The organism is Streptomyces sp. BE303, assembly GCF_036290945.1.
Classification (GTDB): domain Bacteria; phylum Actinomycetota; class Actinomycetes; order Streptomycetales; family Streptomycetaceae; genus Kitasatospora.
Map to the genome: position 1 here is coordinate 31,994 of NZ_JAQYWZ010000804.1, position 19,588 is coordinate 51,581.

Consider the following 19,588-nt stretch of genomic DNA (forward strand, 5'->3'; position numbering starts at 1 on the left):
CGGCCGGTGCTCCTCGCCCTGGCCGCGGCGCTGCTGGGCGCGGTGGTCGCCGTCGCCTCCGTGCTCCTCGCCCCGGCCGCGCAGGCCCGGGCAACGGTGCGCCTCGACCCGGACCACGGCCCGGCGAAGACCCGGGTGACGGTCGGGGGCGACGGCTTCCGGGCGTGCCTCCCCGGGACCGCCACCGTGCAGCTGACCTGGGACTCCTCACCGGCCGGAACGGCCCAGGTCGGGTCGAAGGGCCGCTTCACCGGAACCGTCGACGTCCCCGCGAACGCCTCTCCGGGTGCCCACGAGGTGACGGCCGGCTGTACCGCTCCGCCGTCACCCGGCACACCGTCGTCGCCCGGCACACCGGAACCGCCCGACGACGGCCCGGTCGTCTCCGCGCCCGGCCCCGCCATCGCGCCCCCGCCCGCCGCCGCGGCGGTGACCGTGTCCGCGACGGCGACGTTCACGGTCGAGGCGACGGGGGACGAGGTGACCTCCACCCTGGCCCTGGAGCCTGCGAGCGGACCCGCCGGGCGGCAGTTCACCGCCGAGGGCACCGGTTTCCACTGCACGAAGAGCGCACTCGTCGTGGTGCGGTGGGACGGACAGGTGGTCGCGCGAGGCGCACCCGCCGCCGACGGTTCCTTCAGCCGTCCGCTCACCGTGCCGGCCGAGACGCCGCCGGGCGAGCATCCGGTGACGGCGTCCTGCGGCCCCGACTCCCCGTACCACGCCGAGGCGACGTTCACGGTGACCCCTCCCGGCGGGAGCGGTTCGACCGGATCCCGGGACGGCCGGCCCGAGCTACGCGCCGCCCCCGCGAGCGGACGGGTGGGCGAGCCGGTCGCGGTCACCGGCGCCGGCTTCGCGTGCCACGGCACCGAGGTCGAGCTGTCCTGGAACGGCACCACCTGGCGGCGGGTCGCCACCGACGACGGCGGACGGTTCACCACGACCACCCGGATCGCCGACGACGCCCGGCCGGGCCGTTACACCCTGCACGCGGTGTGCCCGGCCTACCCGGCCATGGCGGACGACGCCGCCTTCGAGATCCTGGCGCCCGGCCAGGGCAGCGACCCGGGAGCGGGCAGCGACCCGGCCGCGGGCGGCGACCCCGGCGCGGACGACACGACGCCCACCACCTGGGTGGTCGGCCCGGCGGCCGGTGGTGCGGCCGTGCTGGCCGCCGCCGGGGCCTACGTCCTCGGCCGGCATCGGGGCCCGCGCTGGGCCTCCGGGCACGTCGCCGTCGAGCCCTCCCCCGGTGAACCACCCCGGCCGCGGGTGGACGAGACCGACGACCCGGCGGGCCCGACCCGCACCGTCCGGCTGGAGCCGCGATCCGATCCCGGCACCCACCGCGTCGAGGAGCACGAGGAGGAGGAATGACCGGCGCCACCCTGACCGACCCGGCCACCGCGCGGGACCTGCTGTTCTCGGCGGAGGCCGGCAGCGCCGTGGACGCGCTCACCGGGGCCCTGCGCGAACAAGGCACCGTCGATGCCCTGATGCGCGGTGTCCCCCGGTTCACCGGCGCGGCCGGGCGGGCCGTCGAACACGAAGTGGCCGCGGCGCTGGACGGCCTGCTCGGCCGGAACCTGTTCGAGTGCGCCGCCTCCGGCTGGAGCCGGTACGCGGCCCTGACATCGGCCGCCCGGCGCACCCGGGCCGCCCCCGACACCGAGGAGGTCGTGGCGCTGGCCAGGCACCGCATCACCTCGACCAACAGCCCGCACGTCGACCTGCTGGTGGACGGCACCCCGGTCGGTTCGGTCCGGATGGCGCTGGCCCTCGTCATCGAGCTGGACGGCGTGGTGGCCGTGGTGCGCCGCACCCGTCTGGCGGAGATCCGGGCCGGGAACTGCACCGTCACCGGCGCGCTGACCGTCGAACGGCAGACCGTCGCGCAGCGTCGGCTCACCTACGACCTGCCCGGCGCGGTGCACCTGCGCCACGGGATCCCGCTGCTGTCCGACGAACCGGGGGCGGCGGATCCGCCGGTCCCCCGGATCCCCCCGATGCCGACGGCGCCCCCCGCACCGCGACCCCTGTCGCCGCCCCCGCCCGCACCGACGGGCGCGCCGCCGCACCCGCCGCCGGGCGCGGACCGACGCGCCTCGTGACACGGTCACACCGCGGCCACCGGCCCGTCGGCCTCCCCGCTGACGGGCCGACGGAAAACGAGGTGCGGGGTCGAGCGGGCGCGCAGTAGGGTCGGCGCGATGATGACTCCTCCTTCCAGATCGGGGGTCCCGTCCGCGCGAAGTGAGTGCTGATGCTCACTCGAACCGCGAACGGGGACGCCCGGCTTTCCTTCTGGCAGCGCGTGCGCGAGTTCGCCGTGCCGCCCACCATGATCGAGACTTCGACCGCCCGCCGCCTGGTCGGTGACTGGGCCGGGGCGTGTGCGGCCGCAGGTGTCGATGTCGACCTGGACCTGCGATCCGTCGCACGCGCCCACGGCAGCGATCTCGCGGCGCTGATCCGCGGCGATCTGCGGCACCTGGCGCCGGACCTGTTGCGCTGGCACCTGCCGAGGGTCGCCCCGGACGGGCTGCTGCGCCCCGGGCTGACCGTGCCGCTGGCACGGTACGGCGCGGGCGCGGTGCAGCTCGTGGTCCGGACTCCCCCGGCCTGGGCGGATGCCGGCCAGCGGATCGGCCTCGCGCTGTGGGACGCGTCCCGCGCCGGGTCCCGCGACCGCCGACATCCGCATCCACACCCCCACCCGCACCCCCACCCGCATCGGAGGTTCCGGTTCGACCTGCACCGACACCTCTGGGACGCCCGCCGGGCCCACGAGCTAGGGGAACGGGCCGGCGCCGATCGGCCGCCCGCGGACCGGATCCCGGTGCCCCCGGGGTTCGCCTGCGCCGTGGACCGGTGGGCGGCGGAGGCGGGAATCCTGCTCCGCGCCGAGGGCCGGCCCCCCGGGGCCGTGGCCGTTCGTCTCGGTTCACGGCAGCGGCTGGTCCTCGACCTGCTCGCCGACGGGGTCGGGCTCACCGTGACTCCGTCCACCGCCGACCGGGCCGCCGGGCTGCCGGTACTGCCCGATGCGGCGACCTGGTTGCTGCCGGACCTGGAGCTGCTCCGGGCCGGGCTGATCCGGCCCGACCGCCTGCACCCCCTGGTCGCCGCGGCGTTGGCTCCGGGCCACCGGCCCGCCCCTGCCCCGGCGGGGGCGCCCGACCCCGCCGGGGCACCCCACCCGGTGGAGTGCCGCGGAGCCCTCCACCGGATCGGGCTGGTCGACGGGGTGCTGGTCCCGCTGGACCACGACCCCGCCGAGATCCGCAGGGAGGAGTTGCTGGCCTCCCTGACCGGCACGCCGCTCCCCTGTCTCCAGGTCATCGACCGGGCGCACCGTCACCCGGAGAACCTCGACGACGTCCGCGCACGCCTCGCCCACGGCGACACCGCCGGTGCCCTGGCCGTCGTCGAGGGTCTGCTCGGGCCCGAAGCGCTGCTGCGCGACGGTGCCTTGCGGGACGACCTGGAGGAGGCGGCCCGACGGCGCATCGTCTACGGGCTGTTCCGCGCCGGCCTGGTCGGTTCCCGGCCGGAGCACGTCGGCCGGCCGGGCCTCCGACGCTCTCGCGGCCGCCGCTCGCGCCCGCGCCACGCCGACTCCCGCTGACCCGCCCCAGCACCTCGCCCACCCACCCGCCGTGAACCGGAAGGTCGTCACCCATGCCTGTTTCCACGCCCCTGTCCACCATGCCCGCCACAGCCCCTGCCGCCTCTCGACTCGACGTCGCCGCAGACCTGTTGACCCTGCTCGGCGACACCGCCACCGAACCGCGCCCGGACACCCGGCTGGAAGCCCTGACCCTGGCCGTCGCCGCCGACCTGCCGGTACTGCTCTGGGGCGAGCCCGGGATCGGCAAGACGGCAGCGCTGACCCGGCTCGCCGAAGCCCTGGACCTCCCGCTCACCACCGTGATCGCCAGCGTGCACGAGCCGTCCGACTTCTCCGGGCTGCCCGTCGTCGGGGACGACCCCGCCGAGCAGGGCGTCCCCATGGCCCCACCGGACTGGGCGGTCCGTCTGGTCCGGGCCGGACGGGGACTGCTCTTCCTGGACGAGCTGTCCACCGCGCCACCGGCCGTCCAGGCGGCCCTGCTGCGGCTGGTCCTGGAACGGCGGATCGGCGCGCTCCGGCTCCCGCCCGGCGTCAGGATCGTGGCCGCCGCCAATCCGCGCTCCTCGGCGGCGGACGGCTGGGAGCTCAGCCCGCCGCTGGCCAACCGGTTCGTCCATCTCCAGTGGACCCACGATCCCGAGGTGGTGATCCGCGGCCTCGGCGGGACCTGGCCGCGGGCCACCCTGCCGCGGCTCGACCCCCAACGCCTCACCGGGGCCGTGGACTTCGCCCGACGCGCGGTGTGCGGGCTGCTGACCGCCCGCCCCGCACTGGTCCACCGGCTGCCCGAGAACGAGACCCGGCGCGGCGGCGCCTGGCCGTCACCGCGGAGCTGGGAGATGACCCTCCGGCTGATCGCCTTCGCGACCGCCGCCGGATCCGACCGGGAGGTGCTGTCCCTGCTGGTCCGTGGCACGGTGGGGGACGGACCGGGGCTGGAGCTCCTGGCGAGCGTGGACCGGATGGACCTGCCCGATCCCGAGGCGCTGCTCGCCGACCCCGTGGGCGCCGAGCTGCCCGAACGGGGGGACCTCCGGCAGGCCGTCCTCGACGGCGTGGTCGCGGCGGTCCGCCGGCGCCCGGAGCGGTCCCGCTGGGACGCCGCCTGGGCGCTGCTGGTCCGGGCGGTGGAGACCGGGGCTCCGGACCTGGTGGTGGTGCCCGCGACCACGCTCGCCGCCCTGCGCCGGGAGGACTGGGACGTGCCCGCGTCCATCGAGGGACTCGCCGGGGCGGTGGCACTGTCCCGACGGGCCGACCGCGCGGCCGGGCGGGTGGCCGCCGTGTCCGCCGCGAAGGCGGGCCGATGAGCACGCCCGTGCGGGACACCGCACCCGACACCGCCTGGGACATCGCGCCCGCCACCGCCCGTGACGCCGCGCGGGACGACGATCCGGACACCGCCTGGGACAGCGTGCCCGAGGCCACACCCGGAACCCTCCGGAACGACGATCCCGACACCGCCTGGGACAGCGTGCCCGAGGCCACACCCGGAACCCTCCGGAACGACGATCCCGACACCGCCTGGGACAGCGTGCCCGAGGCCACACCCGGAACCCTCCGGAACGACGATCCCGACACCGCCTGGGACACCGCGCCCGACACCGGCCCGGCGGGCGGGCCCGGGGCCGGGTCGGCGGCCGGGCCCGCCCCGGTGGCCGAACGGCCGACGACCGCGCCGCGGGCGCCCACGGCGCTGGACCTCGACAAGCTGTTCGCCGCCCGCCTGCACGCCGCCCGGGTCCGTCCCTACCTGGCGACGGCCCTGTTCGCCCTCCACGTCGTGGAGTCGCGGCAGGTCCCGACGATGGCCGTCGACCGGCACTGGCGGTGCTACGTCTCGCCGGCGTTCGTCGCGCTGACACCGGTCGAGGAGCTGGCCGGTGTCTGGGTGCACGAGGTGTCGCACCTGCTGCGCGACCACCACGGGCGCAGCGACCGGGTCGCGCGGGAGCGCGGGCTGACCGGTCCGGGCGAGCGGCTGCGCATGAACATCGCCGCGGACTGCGAGATCAACGACGACGTGTTCGGGGACGGGCTGGTCCGGCCGGAGGGGGCGGTCGAGCCGGCGGCCCTGGGGCTGCCCGAGGGCGAGTTGATGGAGGACTACCTGCGCCGGTTCCGCCTCGGACCGCAGATGCAGGACGTGGCGTGGCTGGACTGCGGCAGCGGCGCGGACGGGCTGGACCGGGCGTGGGACCTCGGGCCGGACGGGGCACACGGCCTCGGTCCGCACGAACGGGACGCGGTGCGGTTCCGGGTGGCCCGGGGCATCAACGGCCGTCCGGGGTCGGCGCCGAAGGGGTGGCGGCGGTGGGCGACGGAGGCGTTCCACGCGCCGCAGCCGTGGCGGGAGCTGCTGGGGTCGGCGGTCCGCTCCGCGGCCTCGGGCACCGGCGCGGGCCAGGACTACAGCTACGGCCGGCCGTCGCGGCGTTCGGCGTCGGTGCCCGGCGCCGTGCTGCCGAGCCTGCGGCGCAGGCCGCCGCAGGTGTCCGTGGTGATCGACACGTCCGGGTCGGTCAGCGACGCCGAGTTGGGCAGCGCGCTCCTGGAGGTGGCGGCGATCGCGCGGGCCGTGGGCGGACGGCGCGACCTGGTCACCGTGCTGCCGTGCGACGCGGCGGCCCGCGCGGTGCACCAGTTGTGCCGGGCCGAGGGGATCCCCCTGGTGGGCGGCGGGGGGACGGACCTGCGGACGGGCTTCGCCGCGGCTCTCCGGGCGCGGCCCCGTCCGGACGTGCTCGTCGTCCTGACCGACGGGCAGACACCGTGGCCGGACGCCCGGCCGGCGTGCCGGACGGTGATCGGGCTGTTCTCCCGGGGGCGCGCGGGCAACTCGTGGCGCGAGGACGATCCCGGCTACCGGCCGGACGTCCCGCCCGGGTGGGCCCGGGTGGTGGAGATCGGCGGCGTCGCCCCCGCGACCCGCTGAGCCCTGGGGAGCGCCGCGCGCGCCCGGGTCCGTCCCGGGCGGCTCTCCGCAGGACTCGGCGAGGTCTCCCGACCCCAACTCCTTGACGAAAGCATGACATTGACGCACCATCATGCTGGCGCGCGCCGCAGTTCCTCCCCTGTTCCGTCCCTACGGATCCCCCACAGGAGGACAGTCATGCGACTGCCCCGCCGAGGGAAGCCCGCCGCGGCCACCGCCGTCCTGCTGGCCCTCGCACTCGCCTCCCCGCTCACCGTCCAGGCCGCCGCGAACCCGGTGGCCGCTCCGTCCGCGGTCGCGGACCGAGCCGGTGCGGCCGACTCCGCCCGGCAGTACCGCCTCGACGGGCCCCGCACCGTCGCCGAGCGCACCGCCGTCGCCGCCACCGGCGCCTCCGTCGACGCCGTCCGGCCCGACTCGGTCACCGTCACCGCCACCCCCGCCGAGGCCGCCCGCCTCCGGGCGCTCGGCTGGGCCCCCGTCCTGCTGCCCGGCCCCCTGTACGGCGCCGAACCCGGCGAGCAGGGCGTGGGGGCGTCGGTGTACGACTTCCCGTCCGCCGACTCCGGCTACCACAACTACGCGGAGGCCGCCGCCGACATCGACGCCGTCGTGGCCACCCACCCCGCCATCATGAGCAAGCGCGTCATCGGCACCTCGTACGAGGGCCGGCCGATCGTGGCCGTCAAGATCAGTGACAACGTCGGCACCGACGAGAACGAACCCGAGGTGCTGTTCACCGCCCACCAGCACGCCCGCGAACACCTCACCGTCGAGATGGCCCTGTACCTGCTCCACGAGTTCGGCGACAAGTACGCCACCGACGGCCGGATCGCCAACGCCGTCAACAGCCGCGAGATCTGGGTGGTCCCCGATCTCAACCCCGACGGCGGCGAGTACGACATCGCCACCGGCCGCTACCGCAGCTGGCGCAAGGACCGCCAGCCGAACTCCGGCAGCAGCAACGTCGGCACCGACCTCAACCGCAACTGGAACTACAAGTGGGGCTGCTGCGGCGGCTCCTCCGGATCCACCTCCAGCGAGACCTACCGGGGCAGCGCCCCCGAGTCCGCCAAGGAGGCCAAGGTGGTCGCGGACTTCGTCCGCACCCGGGTCGTCGGCGGCAAGCAGCAGATCACCGCCGCCATCGACTTCCACACGTACAGCGAGCTGGTGCTCTGGCCCTTCGGCTGGACCACGGCCAACACCACCACCGGAATGACGGCCGACGAGTACAACACCTTCGCCACCCTGGGCCGGACCCTGGCCGGAACCAACGGCTACACGCCGGAGCAGTCGAGCGACCTCTACATCACCGACGGCTCGATCGACGACTGGCTGTGGGGCGTGCAGCGGGTCTTCGCCTACACCTTCGAGATGTACCCCGGGCCGAACGGCAGCAGCGGCTTCTACCCGCCGGACGAGGTGATCGGGCGGGAGACCAGCCGCAACCGCGAGGCCGTGCTGCGGCTGGTGGAGACGGCGGACTGCGTGTACCGCGCGATCGGCAAGCAGCAGCAGTACTGCGGCATCGCGAGCTGACGGCGGTCCGCGCCGGGCGGGGCCCCGTTCGGGGTCCCGCCCGGCGCGGCCACCCCGGCCGGACGCCGGGGAGCCGACCGCACGGGGGGCGGACGGTCCGGCGGCGGCGTCAGGCCGGAGCTCGGCGCCGGGGCGTCAGGCGAGGGCCTGCACTCCGGGGCGCGCGAACCTCGGCGCGGCCGCTCCGGCGGGAGCGGCCACCGGGTCCACGGCACAGAACCGGTCGCGCGCGGGCAGGACGCCGTCGGCCAGGAAGCGGTTGGCCGCGGTGACCGCGCAGGACGGGGTGCCGGGGTCGTAGGCGCCGTGGTTGCCGCCGTCGACCGTGACCATCCTGGCGCGCCGGCCCAGCGTGGACCGCATGGCGAGGGCTCCCTCGTACGGGGTCACCGCGTCGCGGGCGGTCTGCAGGAGGAGGACGTTGGCGGGCCCCCGGTCGGTGATCCGGACCTGCGGTTCGAGCGGTTCGGTCCAGAACGCGCAGGGCCAGATGTTGGCGCCCAGGCCGTCCAGGATCGGGTACGCGGCCCGGCTCGCGGTCACGTTCCGCTGGTAGCGGGCGGTGCTGCGCGGCGCCGGGCTGTCGTTGCAGACCACGGCGAAAAGCGCGGCCACGTCGTTGTCCGCGGGGATCCCGGGCGTCGTCCGGTTCAGCCACCAGTACGGGACCGGGGCGTTGCCGTCGGCGGCGAGGTAGATCCACCAGTCGGCGATCTCCTGGAAGAACGCGGCGTGGTAGGCGTCGAAGCGGTAGATCGCGCGCCACAGGCCGCCGTTGACCGGCCCGGCCACCGGGTGCGTCACCGGGGTGCGGTCGAGCTTCTCGGCGAGGGCGAGGTAGTTCCGGCGCACGGCGGCGGGCGTCGCGCCGAGGTGGAGGTCGGCGTCGCGCGCGGCCGCCCAGGCGGCGAAGTCGCCGAAGCGGGCCTCGCTGGCCTGATCCAGGAGGGCGAAACGTTCCTGCCAGGTGACGTTGGGGCTGACGTTGGCGTCGAGCACGACCCGGTCGGTGCGCCCGGGGAACAGCTCCGCGTACACGGCGCCCAGGTAGGTGCCGTAGGACGCGCTCAGGTAGGAGATCCGCGGCTCGCCGAGGGCGGCACGGATCCGGTCGAGGTCGCGCGCCGTGTTGGCCGTGTTCAGGTGCCGGATCAGCTCGCCGCCGTTGGCCAGGCAGTCCCGGGCGACCTCACGGGCGAACCGCACGTTGGGGGCGATGGAGCCGTCGGGGCCGGGGAACGGGAAGACGAGCTCGTTGGGGTTCTGTGCGGCCGTGCGCCCGCAGGTGACCGGGGTGCTGTAGCCGACGCCGCGCGGGTCGAAGCTGACGAGGTCGTAGCGGTCCAGCACGTCCTGGGGGTAGTCGTTCACGCGGCTGCTCGGGATGTGCAGGCTGGCCACGCCCGGGCCGCCGCCGTTGTGGACCAGGACGCCCCGGCGCAGTCCCGGCTTGGCGGTGTTCAGCCGGGACACCACGATCTCGATGGTCTTCCCGGACGGCGCCCGGTAGTCCAGGGGGACGCGGAGCGTGGCACAGCGCAGGCGGGGGTCCACCGGCGCGGACGAGGGGTCGGGCGGGCAGTCCGCCCAGCTCAGCCGCTGGGCGGGCGGGTTGGGCGCGGCCTCGGCCGGTCCTGCGGCGGCGAGGGCGGCGGCGAGCGCCAGGGCCACCGCCCCGCACACGGATCTCAGTGATGCGTTCAACATGGACTAGACCATAGGGAGGTAAAGTCGCCACGTCATCCCCCTGACGGGGTGCAGGATCAGCCGTCTCACGATGTGTCAATCATGCGTGTGCGGAGCAGATATGGGCCACGGACGGCACCTCCCGACGCCCGCCCTCAGCGGTCGGCCAGCAGCTCGCGGGTCAGCCGGACCAGGTCCGGGATCGCCGGGTGCGCCGGGACTCCGCGCCGCCAGGCCAGCAGCAGGGGCACCGGCGGCGCGTCGGTCAGCGGCCGGTAGGCGAGGGCGGGGTGCCGGTGCAGTCGGGGTGTGGCCGACGTCGAGACGCCCACGGCCCGGCCCACCGCGACGGCCGTGAGCCACTCGTCCGTGTTGGTGACCTCGATCGTCACCGTCGGGCGTACGGCGGCGGGCCAGAGGTCCAGGGTGGTCGTGCCCGCCACCGTGTTCAGCACGAGAGGCCACGCCGCGAGGTCCGCCAGCGTGAGGGCGTCGCGCTCGGCGAGGTCGCTGTCCGCCGGGACCACCGCGACCCGCTCCTCCTCCAGCAGCAGCTCCGTCACCAGGCCCGGCGTCGCCACCTCGCCGCGCAGCAGGGCGACGTCGACCCTGCCCCGGGTGAGCCCGGCCGTCCGGTCGTCGATGCGCCGCAGCTCCAACGGCACGTCGGGGTGCTCCTCGTCCCAGCGGCGCAGCAACGGGATGGTGTGGTCGCCGAGCGCGGCCCAGGGGTGACCGATGCGCAGCGGAAGGACCGTCAGGGCGCGGGGATCGAGGGCCGCCTCCACGGCCGCCACTGCGGCGGCGGCCCGGTCGCGGAACGCCCGGCCCGCCGGGGTGAGCTCCAGGTGGTGGGTGGAGCGGTCGATCAGGCGTACGCCGAGGTGGTCCTCCAGCCGGCGCAGCGTCCGCGAGAGCGCGGGCTGGCCGATGTGCAGGCGGGCCGCGGCGCGCGTGATCGTGCCCTCCTCGGCGATGGCGAGGAAGGCTCGCAGGTGGCGCAGCTCCATGGTCATGCGCGGCAAGCATAACCGCGGTCCGATCGGCATTTCCCGCGAGGCGGACGGCTTCCTAGCGTGGAGACATGACGAACACGAGGTCCCACCCGGTCACGGCAGGAGCGACGGCACGGGCAGCCGCGGGGGCGGCGACACCGGCAGCCGCGGGAGCGCCCGGCGCGGCCCCGGCGCCGGCCGGCGCCGGTCTCGGCAGCCTCGGCGGCATCGGACTGGTGGTGGCGGCCGGTCTGTCGGTGCACTTCGGTTCCGCCGTCGCCGCCCTGCTCTTCCCGCGCGTCGGGGCTCTCGGCGTGGTGACCCTGCGGGTGACGATCGCCGCCGTCCTGCTGCTGGCCGTCTGCCGGCCCCGGCTGCGCGGCCACAGCCGTGGGGACTGGGCGCTGGTCGGCGCCTTCGGGGTCGCGCTCGGCGGCATGAACATCCTGTTCTACCAGGCGATCGACCGGATCCCGCTGGGCCCGGCGGTGACCCTGGAGGTCCTCGGCCCCCTCCTGCTGTCCGTCGTCACCGCGCGCCGACCGGTCAGCCTGCTGTGGGCGGGGCTGGCGCTCGTCGGCGTCTTCCTCCTCGGGCGGGACGGCTTCGACGGGCTCGACCCGGCGGGCGCCGGGTTCGCGCTCGGCGCCGGTGCGCTGTGCGCGCTGTACATCGTGTGCAACGCCCGGACCGGGGCCCGGTTCCCCCGGCTGGACGGGCTGGCCCTGGCGATGGCCGTGGCCGCGCTGGTCAGCCTGCCGCTCGGGGTCGCCTCCGCGGGCGGAGCGCTGCTCGATCCGCGGGTCCTGGGACCGGGGCTCGCCGTGGCACTGCTCTCCTCGGGGTTGCCGTACACGCTGGAACTGCTGGCCCTGCGCCGCCTGCCCGCGGCGACCTTCGCGGTGCTGATGAGCCTGTCCCCGGCGATCGCGGCACTGGCCGGGTTCCTGGTCCTCGGGCAGGCCCTGTCGGCCGGGCAGTGTCTGGCGGTCGCCCTGGTGGTGGTGGCCGGTGCGGGGGCGGTGCGGACGGGTTCGGCGGGCCGGTCGTCCGGCTGAGCGGTGGGTGGTGTCCGAGCATCGGACACGATCTTCTACACTACTGACCGGTCATCAGTTCGACGGATGACCGTCATGTCGGAAAACATCAGGAAAATCAGGGGGAACCATGCGTCGCCGCATGTCCGCGCTCGCCGTCACCGCCGTACTCGCGGGAGGCCTGCTCCTCTCCGTGGCGCCCGCCGAGTCCGCCTCGGCCGCCACCCGGGGCTCGTCGGTCTCGGTGAACATCGAGGAGCTCCGGGCCCAGGCCCGCAACCTCCACGCCCAGGCCGACAGGCTCCGCCACCAGGGCCACTACCGCGAGGCCAACGTCACCGAGGCCCGCGCCCAGGCGCTGGACGCCTACATCCAGCGGCTCGTCGACTGCGAGCGCAACGTCCGCTGCTGATCTCCCCGGCGGGGGCCGGACACTTGCCCCCGCCGAGCACTTGACGCCGCACCGCTCCACGAGGCCCCCGACCGTGTCGGGGGCCCTCGTCGTGTCCCCGGCGGCCCCGGACCGTCGTCGCGACCGCCGCCGCTGCCGTGCCGCCGCCCAGCAGCGCCCCGACCCGCCGTTCCAGGCGGCAGCGTTTCCTCACGTCAGGGGAGTCGGGGCGTCGCGGCGCCCCGGATCGGCGGCCGGCGCTGGCGGCGGGAGCGGATCACGGTGCATGGTCGTTCCCGGTCCCACCGGACCGTGCGTCACCACACCACCGACAGCGGGGATCCACCATGCGCACCCTCCACCGCACCACCGCCCTGGCCGCCGCAGGCACCGCCGCGCTCGTCCTGACCCTGACCGCCTGCGGCAGGAACGACTCCGGCACCGCGCCCGCCGCGGCGGCACCCTCCCCCGCGCAGCCGGCGGCCGGAGCCGGCGGCGGAGGCGGCACCGGCGGAAGCGCGTCGGCCCCGGCCCCGGCCCCGAACGCCGGTACGGGAAAGACCGGGGCCGGAGGCTCCCCCGCGGGTGCGACGCCCGGCGCCGGCTCCCCGACTTCGGCCGCACCGGCGGGCACCTCCGTCCCGGCCTGCACCACGAAGGACGTCAGCATCACCGCCGCCCTCCAGGGCGGACCGCCGTACATCCACCTCGTCCTGACGGCGAGGAACTTCTCCGGCCGCGGCTGCCGGCTCGTCGACTTCCCCCAGATCCGGTTCCTGGAGAGCCACCGCGAGAGCGTCCCCGCCGTCGCCGGGAGCAAGCCCGCCGCGCCCGTCGTCGTCGACGCCGGCACCCCCGCCTACGCGGTCGTCAAGCTGTCCGGCGGCGGGGTCCACGAGGCCGACGAGGCCGTGACGTCCTTCACCGTCACCCTCGGCGGCGGGGGCGGGGAGGCCGTCGTCAAGGCCCCCGGTCCGGCCGGCATCGCCGTCGACCCGGCAGTCTGGGCCACCGGCTACTGGACCCCGGAGCTGCGCAACGGCGCCGACGAGTTCTAGCCCGAGCACCCGCGCACCGGACGGAACGGAAGGGCCGATCGGGCCGGAAGCGGCCCCGCCCGGGGCGCGGACCACCGCGGCCACCGGGCTTCACCGCGGCCCGGGGCGCCTTCACGTCCTGGGGCGACGGACCCCGAACAGGCCCGTCGCCCCGGCACGTGAAGGCGGCCCGGGGCGACGGGGGTCACAGGCCGGCCGAGCGGTCAACCGCAGCGGCCGGGCGGGCGGGTCAGCAGGTGACGACGGTCGCGGCCGTCGCCACCGACGGCGGCCAGCCGAACTGGTCGACGCTGAACTCGGCGTTCACCGCGGTGCCGCAGGGCACCGTGATCACGATGTCGCCGACAGAGCGGCCTCCGACCGGCACCAGGACGTTCGGCGTGATCGGCGGCTGCGGGGGCAGGCTGACGGCGTTGCCGGACAGCCGGAAGCCGACGTTCTGCGCCACCCAGCTCGGGTTGGTCGGGTAGGCGTTGCCGTAGAAGCGGACCTGGTTACCGGTCACCTCGATACACGCCCGGGTCTGGAGGAAGCCGGGCGCACCCGGGCTCCCGCAGGTGACGACGGCACCGACCGGACCGGTGGGTGCGGTGACGGCGGACGCGGACTGGGTGCCGGTCAGTGCGGCCAGGGCTGCCACGCCGGCCAGGACGGCGGAAAGACGCTTCATCGGGTTCCCTCCCTCGTAACGGTGCCCTCGACGGACGTCGAGGGCACCCATGTGACATGTCACATCGTTCTGGGAGGAAGCATGGCAGCCATCCACGAACGGAGCGCCCGATTCGGAAAAGGAAGCACGCCATCCACCCGCCCCGGCCGCCGAATGACCGGAGGACGACCACCGGATGGCCGGAACGGCCTGTCATGCCCCCCCCGGACCGCGACCCGGGGCGCACCGGAGAAGCCCCCGGCCGGACCCCCGCCGGGCCTAGCCGGTTTGGCGGTACCCCGGTGCCCGCCCCGGACATGTTCGTGCACGCTGGATCCAGGACGTGGACGGCCGGCCCGCCGGACCACCGGCAGGCCGCCGCACTGACGGGAGCACAGCATGATCGGAACACCCGGTTCCCCCGGCGCGACCCCCGGCCCCGGGGAGCCGGAACCGCCCGGCTGCGCGGACGACCCCACGGCCGCGCTGCGGGACATGTTCGTGGACCGGACCCAGGGCGCACGGATCGCCCGCGGCCAGGACCCCGCGCAGCGTCCGGTGTTCCTCAAGCCGCACGGGGCGGCCCGCGGCGTGCTGACCGTCGACCCCGACCTCCCGCCCGAGCTGCGCGTCGGCTTCCTCCAGGCCGCCCACGAGCGGACCGACGGACTGACCGCCTGGGTCCGGTTCTCCGGCGACACCGTGCCCGGCCGGCCCGACCTGCGCACGACCCTCGGCGTCGGCATCAAGCTGTACGAGGTCCCCGGCCCGAAACTGCTGGAGGGCGAGTCCGGGGCCGACACCCAGGACCTGCTGCTGCAGAACCACGACGTCTTCTTCGTCGACACCGCGCGCGACATGTGCGAGTTCACCCGGGCCGGCGTCGTCGACGGCGACTACGAACCGTACCTGCGGGAGCACCCCGTCACCCGGGAGATCCTCGACGCGATGGCCAAGGTCGAGGAGAGCGTCCTGACGGCCACGTACTGGAGCGTGCTGCCCTACTCCTTCGGCCTCGAACGCTTCGTCAAGTACCGCCTGGTGCCGGCCGGATGCGAGCCCGGCGACCCGGACGCGGTGCCCGCCGACGAGGACCCCGGGTACCTGGGCGCCGACCTGCGGCACCGGCTCGCGGCCGGCCCGGCGGCCTTCGACCTGATGCTCCAGTTCCGCGACGATCCGCCCCGGATGCCCCTGGACCGGGCCACCGTCCGCTGGGAGGAGTCCGACGGCCGGCCGGTACGGGTGGCCCGGCTGACCCTCCACAAGCAGGACGTCCGCGCCCGCGGCCAGGCCGCCTACGGGGAGAACCTCGCCTTCAACCCGTGGCACAGCCTCGCCGAGCACCGCCCGGTGGGCAGCATCTCCGACGCCCGAAGGACGGTCTACCTGGCCTCGGCCGCGCGGCGCCGCGACGTGAACGGCATCCCCGCGACCGAACCCGGCCCCGCCCGCCCCCAGCTCACCCCGCCGCCCGGACGCGACACCCGGATCGTCCGGGCCGCCGTGCACCCCGCGATCGGCGTGGCACGGGTCGGCGACAGCACGGACGAGTACGTCCTCGCCCCGGAGACCGAGGACGCACCCGCGCTGCCCACCGGCAGCTACAAGGACGCCACCGGCGCCCTCAAGCGCCAGGCCGTCCGCTTCCGCGTCTACGGCTACAACGCCGCCGGCGAGCCGGTCGCCGAACTCACCGCCGACAACGCGGACCTGCGGTGGACCGTCCACGTCGCCAACTCGAAGGCCGCCTGGTACCAGTTCCAGCTGGCCCTCGACATCCCCGAGGCGGAGCGGACCGACGACAGCCTGCTGCGCAACGCCAAGGTCCCGGCCGCGCAGCGCGGCCGCCTGGTCATCGACCCCGGCCCGCGCTCGGTGCGCGGCCGGAACCGCTCCGGCCTGGCCGAGTACCGCTTCGACACCGGCACCTTCCTCGACCGGCCGGTCTACCTCGGCGAGCTGCGCACCGACGACAGCGGCCGGCTGCTCTTCCTCGGCGGGCGCGGCGTCTCCGCCTCGGCCACCGACACCCCCGCCGACACCTTCGCCAACAACGACGGCTGGCACGACGACGTCTCCGACGGCCCGGTCACCGCCGAGGTCCGCATCGACGGGCGGACGGTGCCGGTCGAGCCCGCCTGGGTGGTCACCACACCGCCCAACTACGCGCCCGAACTCACCTCGGTACGGACCATGCACGACCTGGTGCGCGACGCCTTCGTCACCGCCGGCCTGCTCCCCGCCCCGCAGCAGGTGTCGTTCACCCGCGACGTGCTGCCCGTGCTGCGCCGCCTCTGCGGCCTCCAGTGGGTCAACCACGGTCTGGCCGTCCAGTTCGGGCACGGCGGGTTCGCGAACTTCCTCGCCCCCGGCCGGCTCGCGGAGCTGGCCGACCCCTCGCCCGCCCACCGCGAACTGCGCCGGCAGGTCTGGGCCACCATGCGCGCGTACGACCGGGACGGCATGTCGCCCGTACCGTGGCCGTCGATCTACGGCGACGCGATGAACCTGCCCCCGGACTCCGAGCGCCAGCACGTGACGCTCTCCCCCCTGCAGTACCGGCTGCTGGACCGCTGGGCCGACGGCGACTTCACCGCTGACCACGACCCGCAGGCACCCCCGCCCCGGTCCCTCGACGAACTCCCGCTCGCCCGGCGGCCCGAGGCCCTCGACCGGGCCGCCCTGTCCTTCTGCCTCGCCGACGCGTTCCACCCCGGGTGCGAACTCACCTGGCCGATGCGGCACACCACGCTGTACAGCCGGCCGTTCCGGGTGCGCCACCGCGACCCGGGGGCCCCGCGACCGGCGTCCTACGGGCCGAAGCTCACCCCGGAGATCGCGCTCTCCGTCGACGGTCCGCTCTACGCCCAGGGCCCGGGCGACCTGACCCGGTGGATGGCCGTGCCGTGGCAGACCGACACCGCCAGCTGCCTCTCCGGGTACGGCTACGGCGCACCCGGCTTCGGCCCCAAGTACGACCCGTACCTCCCCACCTTCTGGCCCGCCCGGGTGCCCAACCACGTCCTCGCCGAGGAGGACTACGACGTCGTGGTCGACACCTCCCGTCCGGTCGCGGAGCGGCTGGCGGCCTTCGAGAAGCGGCGGACCTGGCTCCGCTGGCTGCCCTCCGGCTACCTCGACACCATCAACGCGATGGTGAAGGACTTCGGCAGGCTCGGTGTCGTCGAGCGCCGCCCCGGCGTCGAGGACGACCCCCGGTTCCCGGCCGAGATGCTGGTCGAGTCGGAGGTCTCCTTCCCCCGCGAGCCCGCCCCGCCGGCCACCCGCAACCTGGTCACCCTGCACGTGCCGCTCGGCGCCGACCCCGACCTCGGCGAGTCCGCGCTGGCCAGCGCCGTCACCCTGGCCGAGCAGCCCGACGAGGAGGTGTCGGCGGGCTACATCGACAAGGTCGTACGCCTCCGGCACCGCCGATGACCGCTGTCCGGCGCGCGCCCGGCGGCGTCGACGCCGCCGTGGCCGGCGGGGGCCCGGCGGGCGCCGTCGCGGCGCTGGTCCTGGCGGGCGCCGGTCACCGCGTCGTGCTCCTCGACGACGGCGGCCCCGCCGGGACCCGCCCGCCGGGCCCCGGCGGCGACCGCCGCAGCGGCGGAGCCGGGTTCCGGATCGGCGAGTTCCTGCCGCCCGCCGCCCGCCCGCTGCTGCGCGATCTCGGCTTGCTGGACGCCTTCCTGGCCGCCGGGCACCCCCGCTCCACGGGGACCTTCGCCGCCTGGGGTTCGGCGGCCCTGCACGGCCGCAGTCACCTCTTCGACCCGTACGGCCACGGCTGGCACCTGGACCGGCTCCGTTTCGACGCGTTCCTCCGGGACGCGGCGGTCGCGGCCGGCGCCGACGTCCGGCGGGCCGGCGTCCTGGGGCGGCGCGACGGCGGCCGTCTGGTCGTCCGCGACCGGGACGACGGCGCCGTGCGGGAGCTGCGCAGCCGGTGGACGGTCGACGCCACGGGCCGCCGCTGTGTCATCGGCCGCCGGCACGGCCTGCGCCACCGGCAGGACCGCCTCGTCGCCGTCTACACCGTGTTCGGCGTCCGCCACCCCGAGAGCGCAGGGAGCGCAGGGAGCGGACAGAACGGCGAAGGCGGGGAGGAGGGCGGCGCACGCCGGACGGGGGACCGCGAGGCGCGCACGCTCGTCGAGGCGGTGCCGCACGGCTGGTGGTACACCACCCTCGTCCCGGCCGGCCGCCTGGTCGCCCACCTGACCGACCCCGACCTCGCGGACCCGGCACTCCGGACCCCCGAGGGCTTCTGGCACGGCGTCACCCGGACCGACCACGTCCGCCGCCGGGTCGCCGGGTACGACCCCGCCGCGGCCCCCGTCCCCCGCTGGACGCCCGCCCACGGGCTGCGGCTGGAGCCCGCCGCCGGCCCGGGCTGGGTCGCCGCGGGGGACGCCGCTCTCGCCTTCGACCCACTCTCCTCCCAGGGCATCCTCACCGCGCTGCACACCGGGGTCCGCGCCGGCCGGGCCGTCGCCGACTGCCTGACCGACCCGGGCCGGACCGCCGCCGCACTCGCCGGGTACACCGACTTCCTGGACGGCATCGCCGCCGCCTACACCGGGAACCACGCGCTGTCCTACCGCCAGGAACAGCGCTGGGCCGACCAGCCGTTCTGGCGGCGCCGCCACGGCGCGCACCCGGCCGGCCACCCCCCGCACGCGGGACCGTGCGAAGGTGCACCCGCACCGGAAAGCTCCTAGGGTCGGAAGCACGGGGGTGCGACGCGCCGGAACCCGCTTTCCTGCGGGTCGACAGCGTCGGCACCCGATCCCTCAGGAGATGACCCGGCATGACCACATCGTCCGAAACTCCTGTCCTGGACACCCTCGCCGCGATGACTCTCGACTCGATCGAGCGCTGCGGGCTGCCCACCGACATGCTCCTCCTCACCCGCATCGCCGCGCTCGTGGCCATGGACGCGCCGCCGATGTCCTACCTCGCCCACCTCGGTCCCGCCATGGAGTCCGACGTGACCGCCGACCAGGTCCAGGACGTCCTGGTGGCCATCGCCCCCGTGGTGGGCACCGCCCGCGTGATGTCGGCCGCCGGCCACATCACCGAGGCCCTCGGCTTCGCCATCGCCGTGGCCGAGATCGACGCCGGTTCCCAGGGCTGACCCCAATCCGACGGTACGAATCGAGGCATCCATGTCCGCACCCACCGGCACCGTGCACGCCGGCCACAGCGGCTCCTCCGGCTTCGCGGGCGGCCTGACCGCCTTCGCGGCCGTGATGCTCCTGCTCGCGGGCGCGCTGAGCATCTTCCGAGGGATCATGGCGATCGCCGAGGACGACGTCTTCGTGCAGACCCCCAACTACGTCTTCAAGTTCGACCTGACCAGTTGGGGCTGGATCCACCTGATCCTCGGCGTGATCGCCATCTGCATCGGCCTCGGCCTGTTCCGGGCCTCGCTCTGGGCCCGGATCCTCGGTGTGGCCCTGGCAGTACTGCTCATCATCGCCAACTTCCTCTCCATCCCGTACTACCCGGTCTGGTCCATCACCGTGATCGCCATCAGTGCCTTCGTCATCTGGGGCCTCTGCGCGGTCCACCGCGACCACGGCGGGCCGGTCGTCTGAACAGGGCGACCGCAGGATGACCCCGGAGCGGCCGTCCGGGCGGCCGGGGTCG

General features: G+C 75.4%; 16 protein-coding genes. 13 read left to right on the forward strand and 3 right to left on the reverse strand.

All coding sequences use genetic code 11. The features are described from left to right. The first annotated feature begins 6 nt into the window (after positions 1–6). The 6 genes from PUR56_RS26670 (at position 7) to PUR56_RS26695 (ending at position 8,114) form a co-directional block, all read left to right on the forward strand. Positions 7–1,380 (forward strand): hypothetical protein, encoded by a 1,374-nt coding sequence (locus tag PUR56_RS26670; protein ID WP_329950772.1) that lies wholly within the window; start codon positions 7–9, stop codon positions 1,378–1,380. Next, positions 1,377–2,114, forward strand: a complete 738-nt coding sequence (locus PUR56_RS26675) for a hypothetical protein (protein WP_329950773.1) — start codon at positions 1,377–1,379, stop codon at positions 2,112–2,114. Before PUR56_RS26670 ends, PUR56_RS26675 begins: the two co-directional genes overlap by 4 nt. A 152-nt stretch (positions 2,115–2,266) precedes the next feature. Beyond that, positions 2,267–3,631: a hypothetical protein gene (locus tag PUR56_RS26680; protein ID WP_329950774.1), complete on the forward strand. Its 1,365-nt coding sequence runs from the start codon at positions 2,267–2,269 to the stop codon at positions 3,629–3,631. Positions 3,632–3,711: 80 nt separating this feature from the next. Then, the gene (locus PUR56_RS26685; RefSeq protein ID WP_329950799.1) at positions 3,712–4,947 is read left to right on the forward strand and encodes an AAA family ATPase; all 1,236 of its coding nucleotides are present in this window, start codon (positions 3,712–3,714) and stop codon (positions 4,945–4,947) included. Positions 4,948–5,291: 344 nt separating this feature from the next. After that, positions 5,292–6,572: a vWA domain-containing protein gene (locus tag PUR56_RS26690; protein ID WP_329950800.1), complete on the forward strand. Its 1,281-nt coding sequence runs from the start codon at positions 5,292–5,294 to the stop codon at positions 6,570–6,572. Between the two features lie 177 nt (positions 6,573–6,749). Further along, positions 6,750–8,114, forward strand: coding sequence for a M14 family metallopeptidase (locus tag PUR56_RS26695; protein ID WP_329950775.1), 1,365 nt, complete (start codon positions 6,750–6,752; stop codon positions 8,112–8,114). 135 nt (positions 8,115–8,249) lie between these two features. Here the strand turns inward: PUR56_RS26695 and PUR56_RS26700 are convergent, their stop codons facing one another. Both PUR56_RS26700 and PUR56_RS26705 read right to left on the reverse strand, forming a co-directional pair. Continuing rightward, complete coding sequence (locus PUR56_RS26700; protein ID WP_329882464.1) at positions 8,250–9,821, reverse strand: alpha/beta hydrolase; 1,572 nt, start codon at positions 9,819–9,821, stop codon at positions 8,250–8,252. 134 nt (positions 9,822–9,955) lie between these two features. Then, on the reverse strand, positions 9,956–10,816 hold the full coding sequence (locus tag PUR56_RS26705) for a LysR family transcriptional regulator (protein WP_329950776.1): 861 nt from the start codon (positions 10,814–10,816) through the stop codon (positions 9,956–9,958). A 68-nt stretch (positions 10,817–10,884) separates the two neighbouring features. Between PUR56_RS26705 and PUR56_RS26710 the strand changes: the two genes are divergently transcribed. The 3 genes from PUR56_RS26710 (at position 10,885) to PUR56_RS26720 (ending at position 13,281) form a co-directional block, all read left to right on the forward strand. Then, complete coding sequence (locus PUR56_RS26710) at positions 10,885–11,853, forward strand: EamA family transporter (RefSeq protein WP_329950777.1); 969 nt, start codon at positions 10,885–10,887, stop codon at positions 11,851–11,853. 109 nt (positions 11,854–11,962) lie between these two features. Beyond that, positions 11,963–12,244, forward strand: coding sequence for a hypothetical protein (locus PUR56_RS26715; RefSeq protein ID WP_329882467.1), 282 nt, complete (start codon positions 11,963–11,965; stop codon positions 12,242–12,244). Between the two features lie 326 nt (positions 12,245–12,570). Beyond that, positions 12,571–13,281, forward strand: coding sequence for a DUF4232 domain-containing protein (locus PUR56_RS26720; protein ID WP_329950778.1), 711 nt, complete (start codon positions 12,571–12,573; stop codon positions 13,279–13,281). Positions 13,282–13,510: 229 nt separating this feature from the next. On the opposite strand, the gene PUR56_RS26725 is transcribed toward PUR56_RS26720, so the two are convergent. Beyond that, positions 13,511–13,951, reverse strand: a complete 441-nt coding sequence (locus tag PUR56_RS26725) for a hypothetical protein (RefSeq protein WP_329882469.1) — start codon at positions 13,949–13,951, stop codon at positions 13,511–13,513. 378 nt (positions 13,952–14,329) lie between these two features. Between PUR56_RS26725 and PUR56_RS26730 the strand changes: the two genes are divergently transcribed. From PUR56_RS26730 to PUR56_RS26745, 4 genes are all read left to right on the forward strand, one after another. Further along, positions 14,330–17,371: a LodA/GoxA family CTQ-dependent oxidase gene (locus tag PUR56_RS26730; RefSeq protein ID WP_329950779.1), complete on the forward strand. Its 3,042-nt coding sequence runs from the start codon at positions 14,330–14,332 to the stop codon at positions 17,369–17,371. Continuing rightward, positions 17,368–18,657, forward strand: coding sequence for an FAD-dependent monooxygenase (locus PUR56_RS26735; protein ID WP_329950780.1), 1,290 nt, complete (start codon positions 17,368–17,370; stop codon positions 18,655–18,657). Before PUR56_RS26730 ends, PUR56_RS26735 begins: the two co-directional genes overlap by 4 nt. A gap of 89 nt (positions 18,658–18,746) precedes the next feature. Beyond that, positions 18,747–19,073 (forward strand): carboxymuconolactone decarboxylase family protein, encoded by a 327-nt coding sequence (locus tag PUR56_RS26740; protein WP_329882472.1) that lies wholly within the window; start codon positions 18,747–18,749, stop codon positions 19,071–19,073. Between the two features lie 31 nt (positions 19,074–19,104). Continuing rightward, positions 19,105–19,536 (forward strand): DUF7144 family membrane protein, encoded by a 432-nt coding sequence (locus PUR56_RS26745; protein WP_329950781.1) that lies wholly within the window; start codon positions 19,105–19,107, stop codon positions 19,534–19,536. The last annotated feature ends 52 nt before the right edge of the window (positions 19,537–19,588 follow it).

Excerpts from the sequence above, each read along its gene's own strand:
- PUR56_RS26675 (WP_329950773.1), top strand. The coding sequence starts at position 1,377 with ATGACCGGCGCCACCCTGACCGACCCGGCCACCGCGCGGGACCTGCTG.
- PUR56_RS26680 (WP_329950774.1), top strand. The coding sequence starts at position 2,267 with ATGCTCACTCGAACCGCGAACGGGGACGCCCGGCTTTCCTTCTGGCAG.
- PUR56_RS26685 (WP_329950799.1), top strand. The coding sequence starts at position 3,712 with ATGCCCGCCACAGCCCCTGCCGCCTCTCGACTCGACGTCGCCGCAGAC.
- PUR56_RS26695 (WP_329950775.1), top strand. The coding sequence starts at position 6,750 with ATGCGACTGCCCCGCCGAGGGAAGCCCGCCGCGGCCACCGCCGTCCTG.
- PUR56_RS26700 (WP_329882464.1), bottom strand. The coding sequence starts at position 9,821 with ATGTTGAACGCATCACTGAGATCCGTGTGCGGGGCGGTGGCCCTGGCG.
- PUR56_RS26705 (WP_329950776.1), bottom strand. The coding sequence starts at position 10,816 with ATGACCATGGAGCTGCGCCACCTGCGAGCCTTCCTCGCCATCGCCGAG.
- PUR56_RS26710 (WP_329950777.1), top strand. The coding sequence starts at position 10,885 with ATGACGAACACGAGGTCCCACCCGGTCACGGCAGGAGCGACGGCACGG.
- PUR56_RS26715 (WP_329882467.1), top strand. The coding sequence starts at position 11,963 with ATGCGTCGCCGCATGTCCGCGCTCGCCGTCACCGCCGTACTCGCGGGA.
- PUR56_RS26720 (WP_329950778.1), top strand. The coding sequence starts at position 12,571 with ATGCGCACCCTCCACCGCACCACCGCCCTGGCCGCCGCAGGCACCGCC.
- PUR56_RS26725 (WP_329882469.1), bottom strand. The coding sequence starts at position 13,951 with ATGAAGCGTCTTTCCGCCGTCCTGGCCGGCGTGGCAGCCCTGGCCGCA.
- PUR56_RS26730 (WP_329950779.1), top strand. The coding sequence starts at position 14,330 with ATGATCGGAACACCCGGTTCCCCCGGCGCGACCCCCGGCCCCGGGGAG.
- PUR56_RS26735 (WP_329950780.1), top strand. The coding sequence starts at position 17,368 with ATGACCGCTGTCCGGCGCGCGCCCGGCGGCGTCGACGCCGCCGTGGCC.
- PUR56_RS26740 (WP_329882472.1), top strand. The coding sequence starts at position 18,747 with ATGACCACATCGTCCGAAACTCCTGTCCTGGACACCCTCGCCGCGATG.
- PUR56_RS26745 (WP_329950781.1), top strand. The coding sequence starts at position 19,105 with ATGTCCGCACCCACCGGCACCGTGCACGCCGGCCACAGCGGCTCCTCC.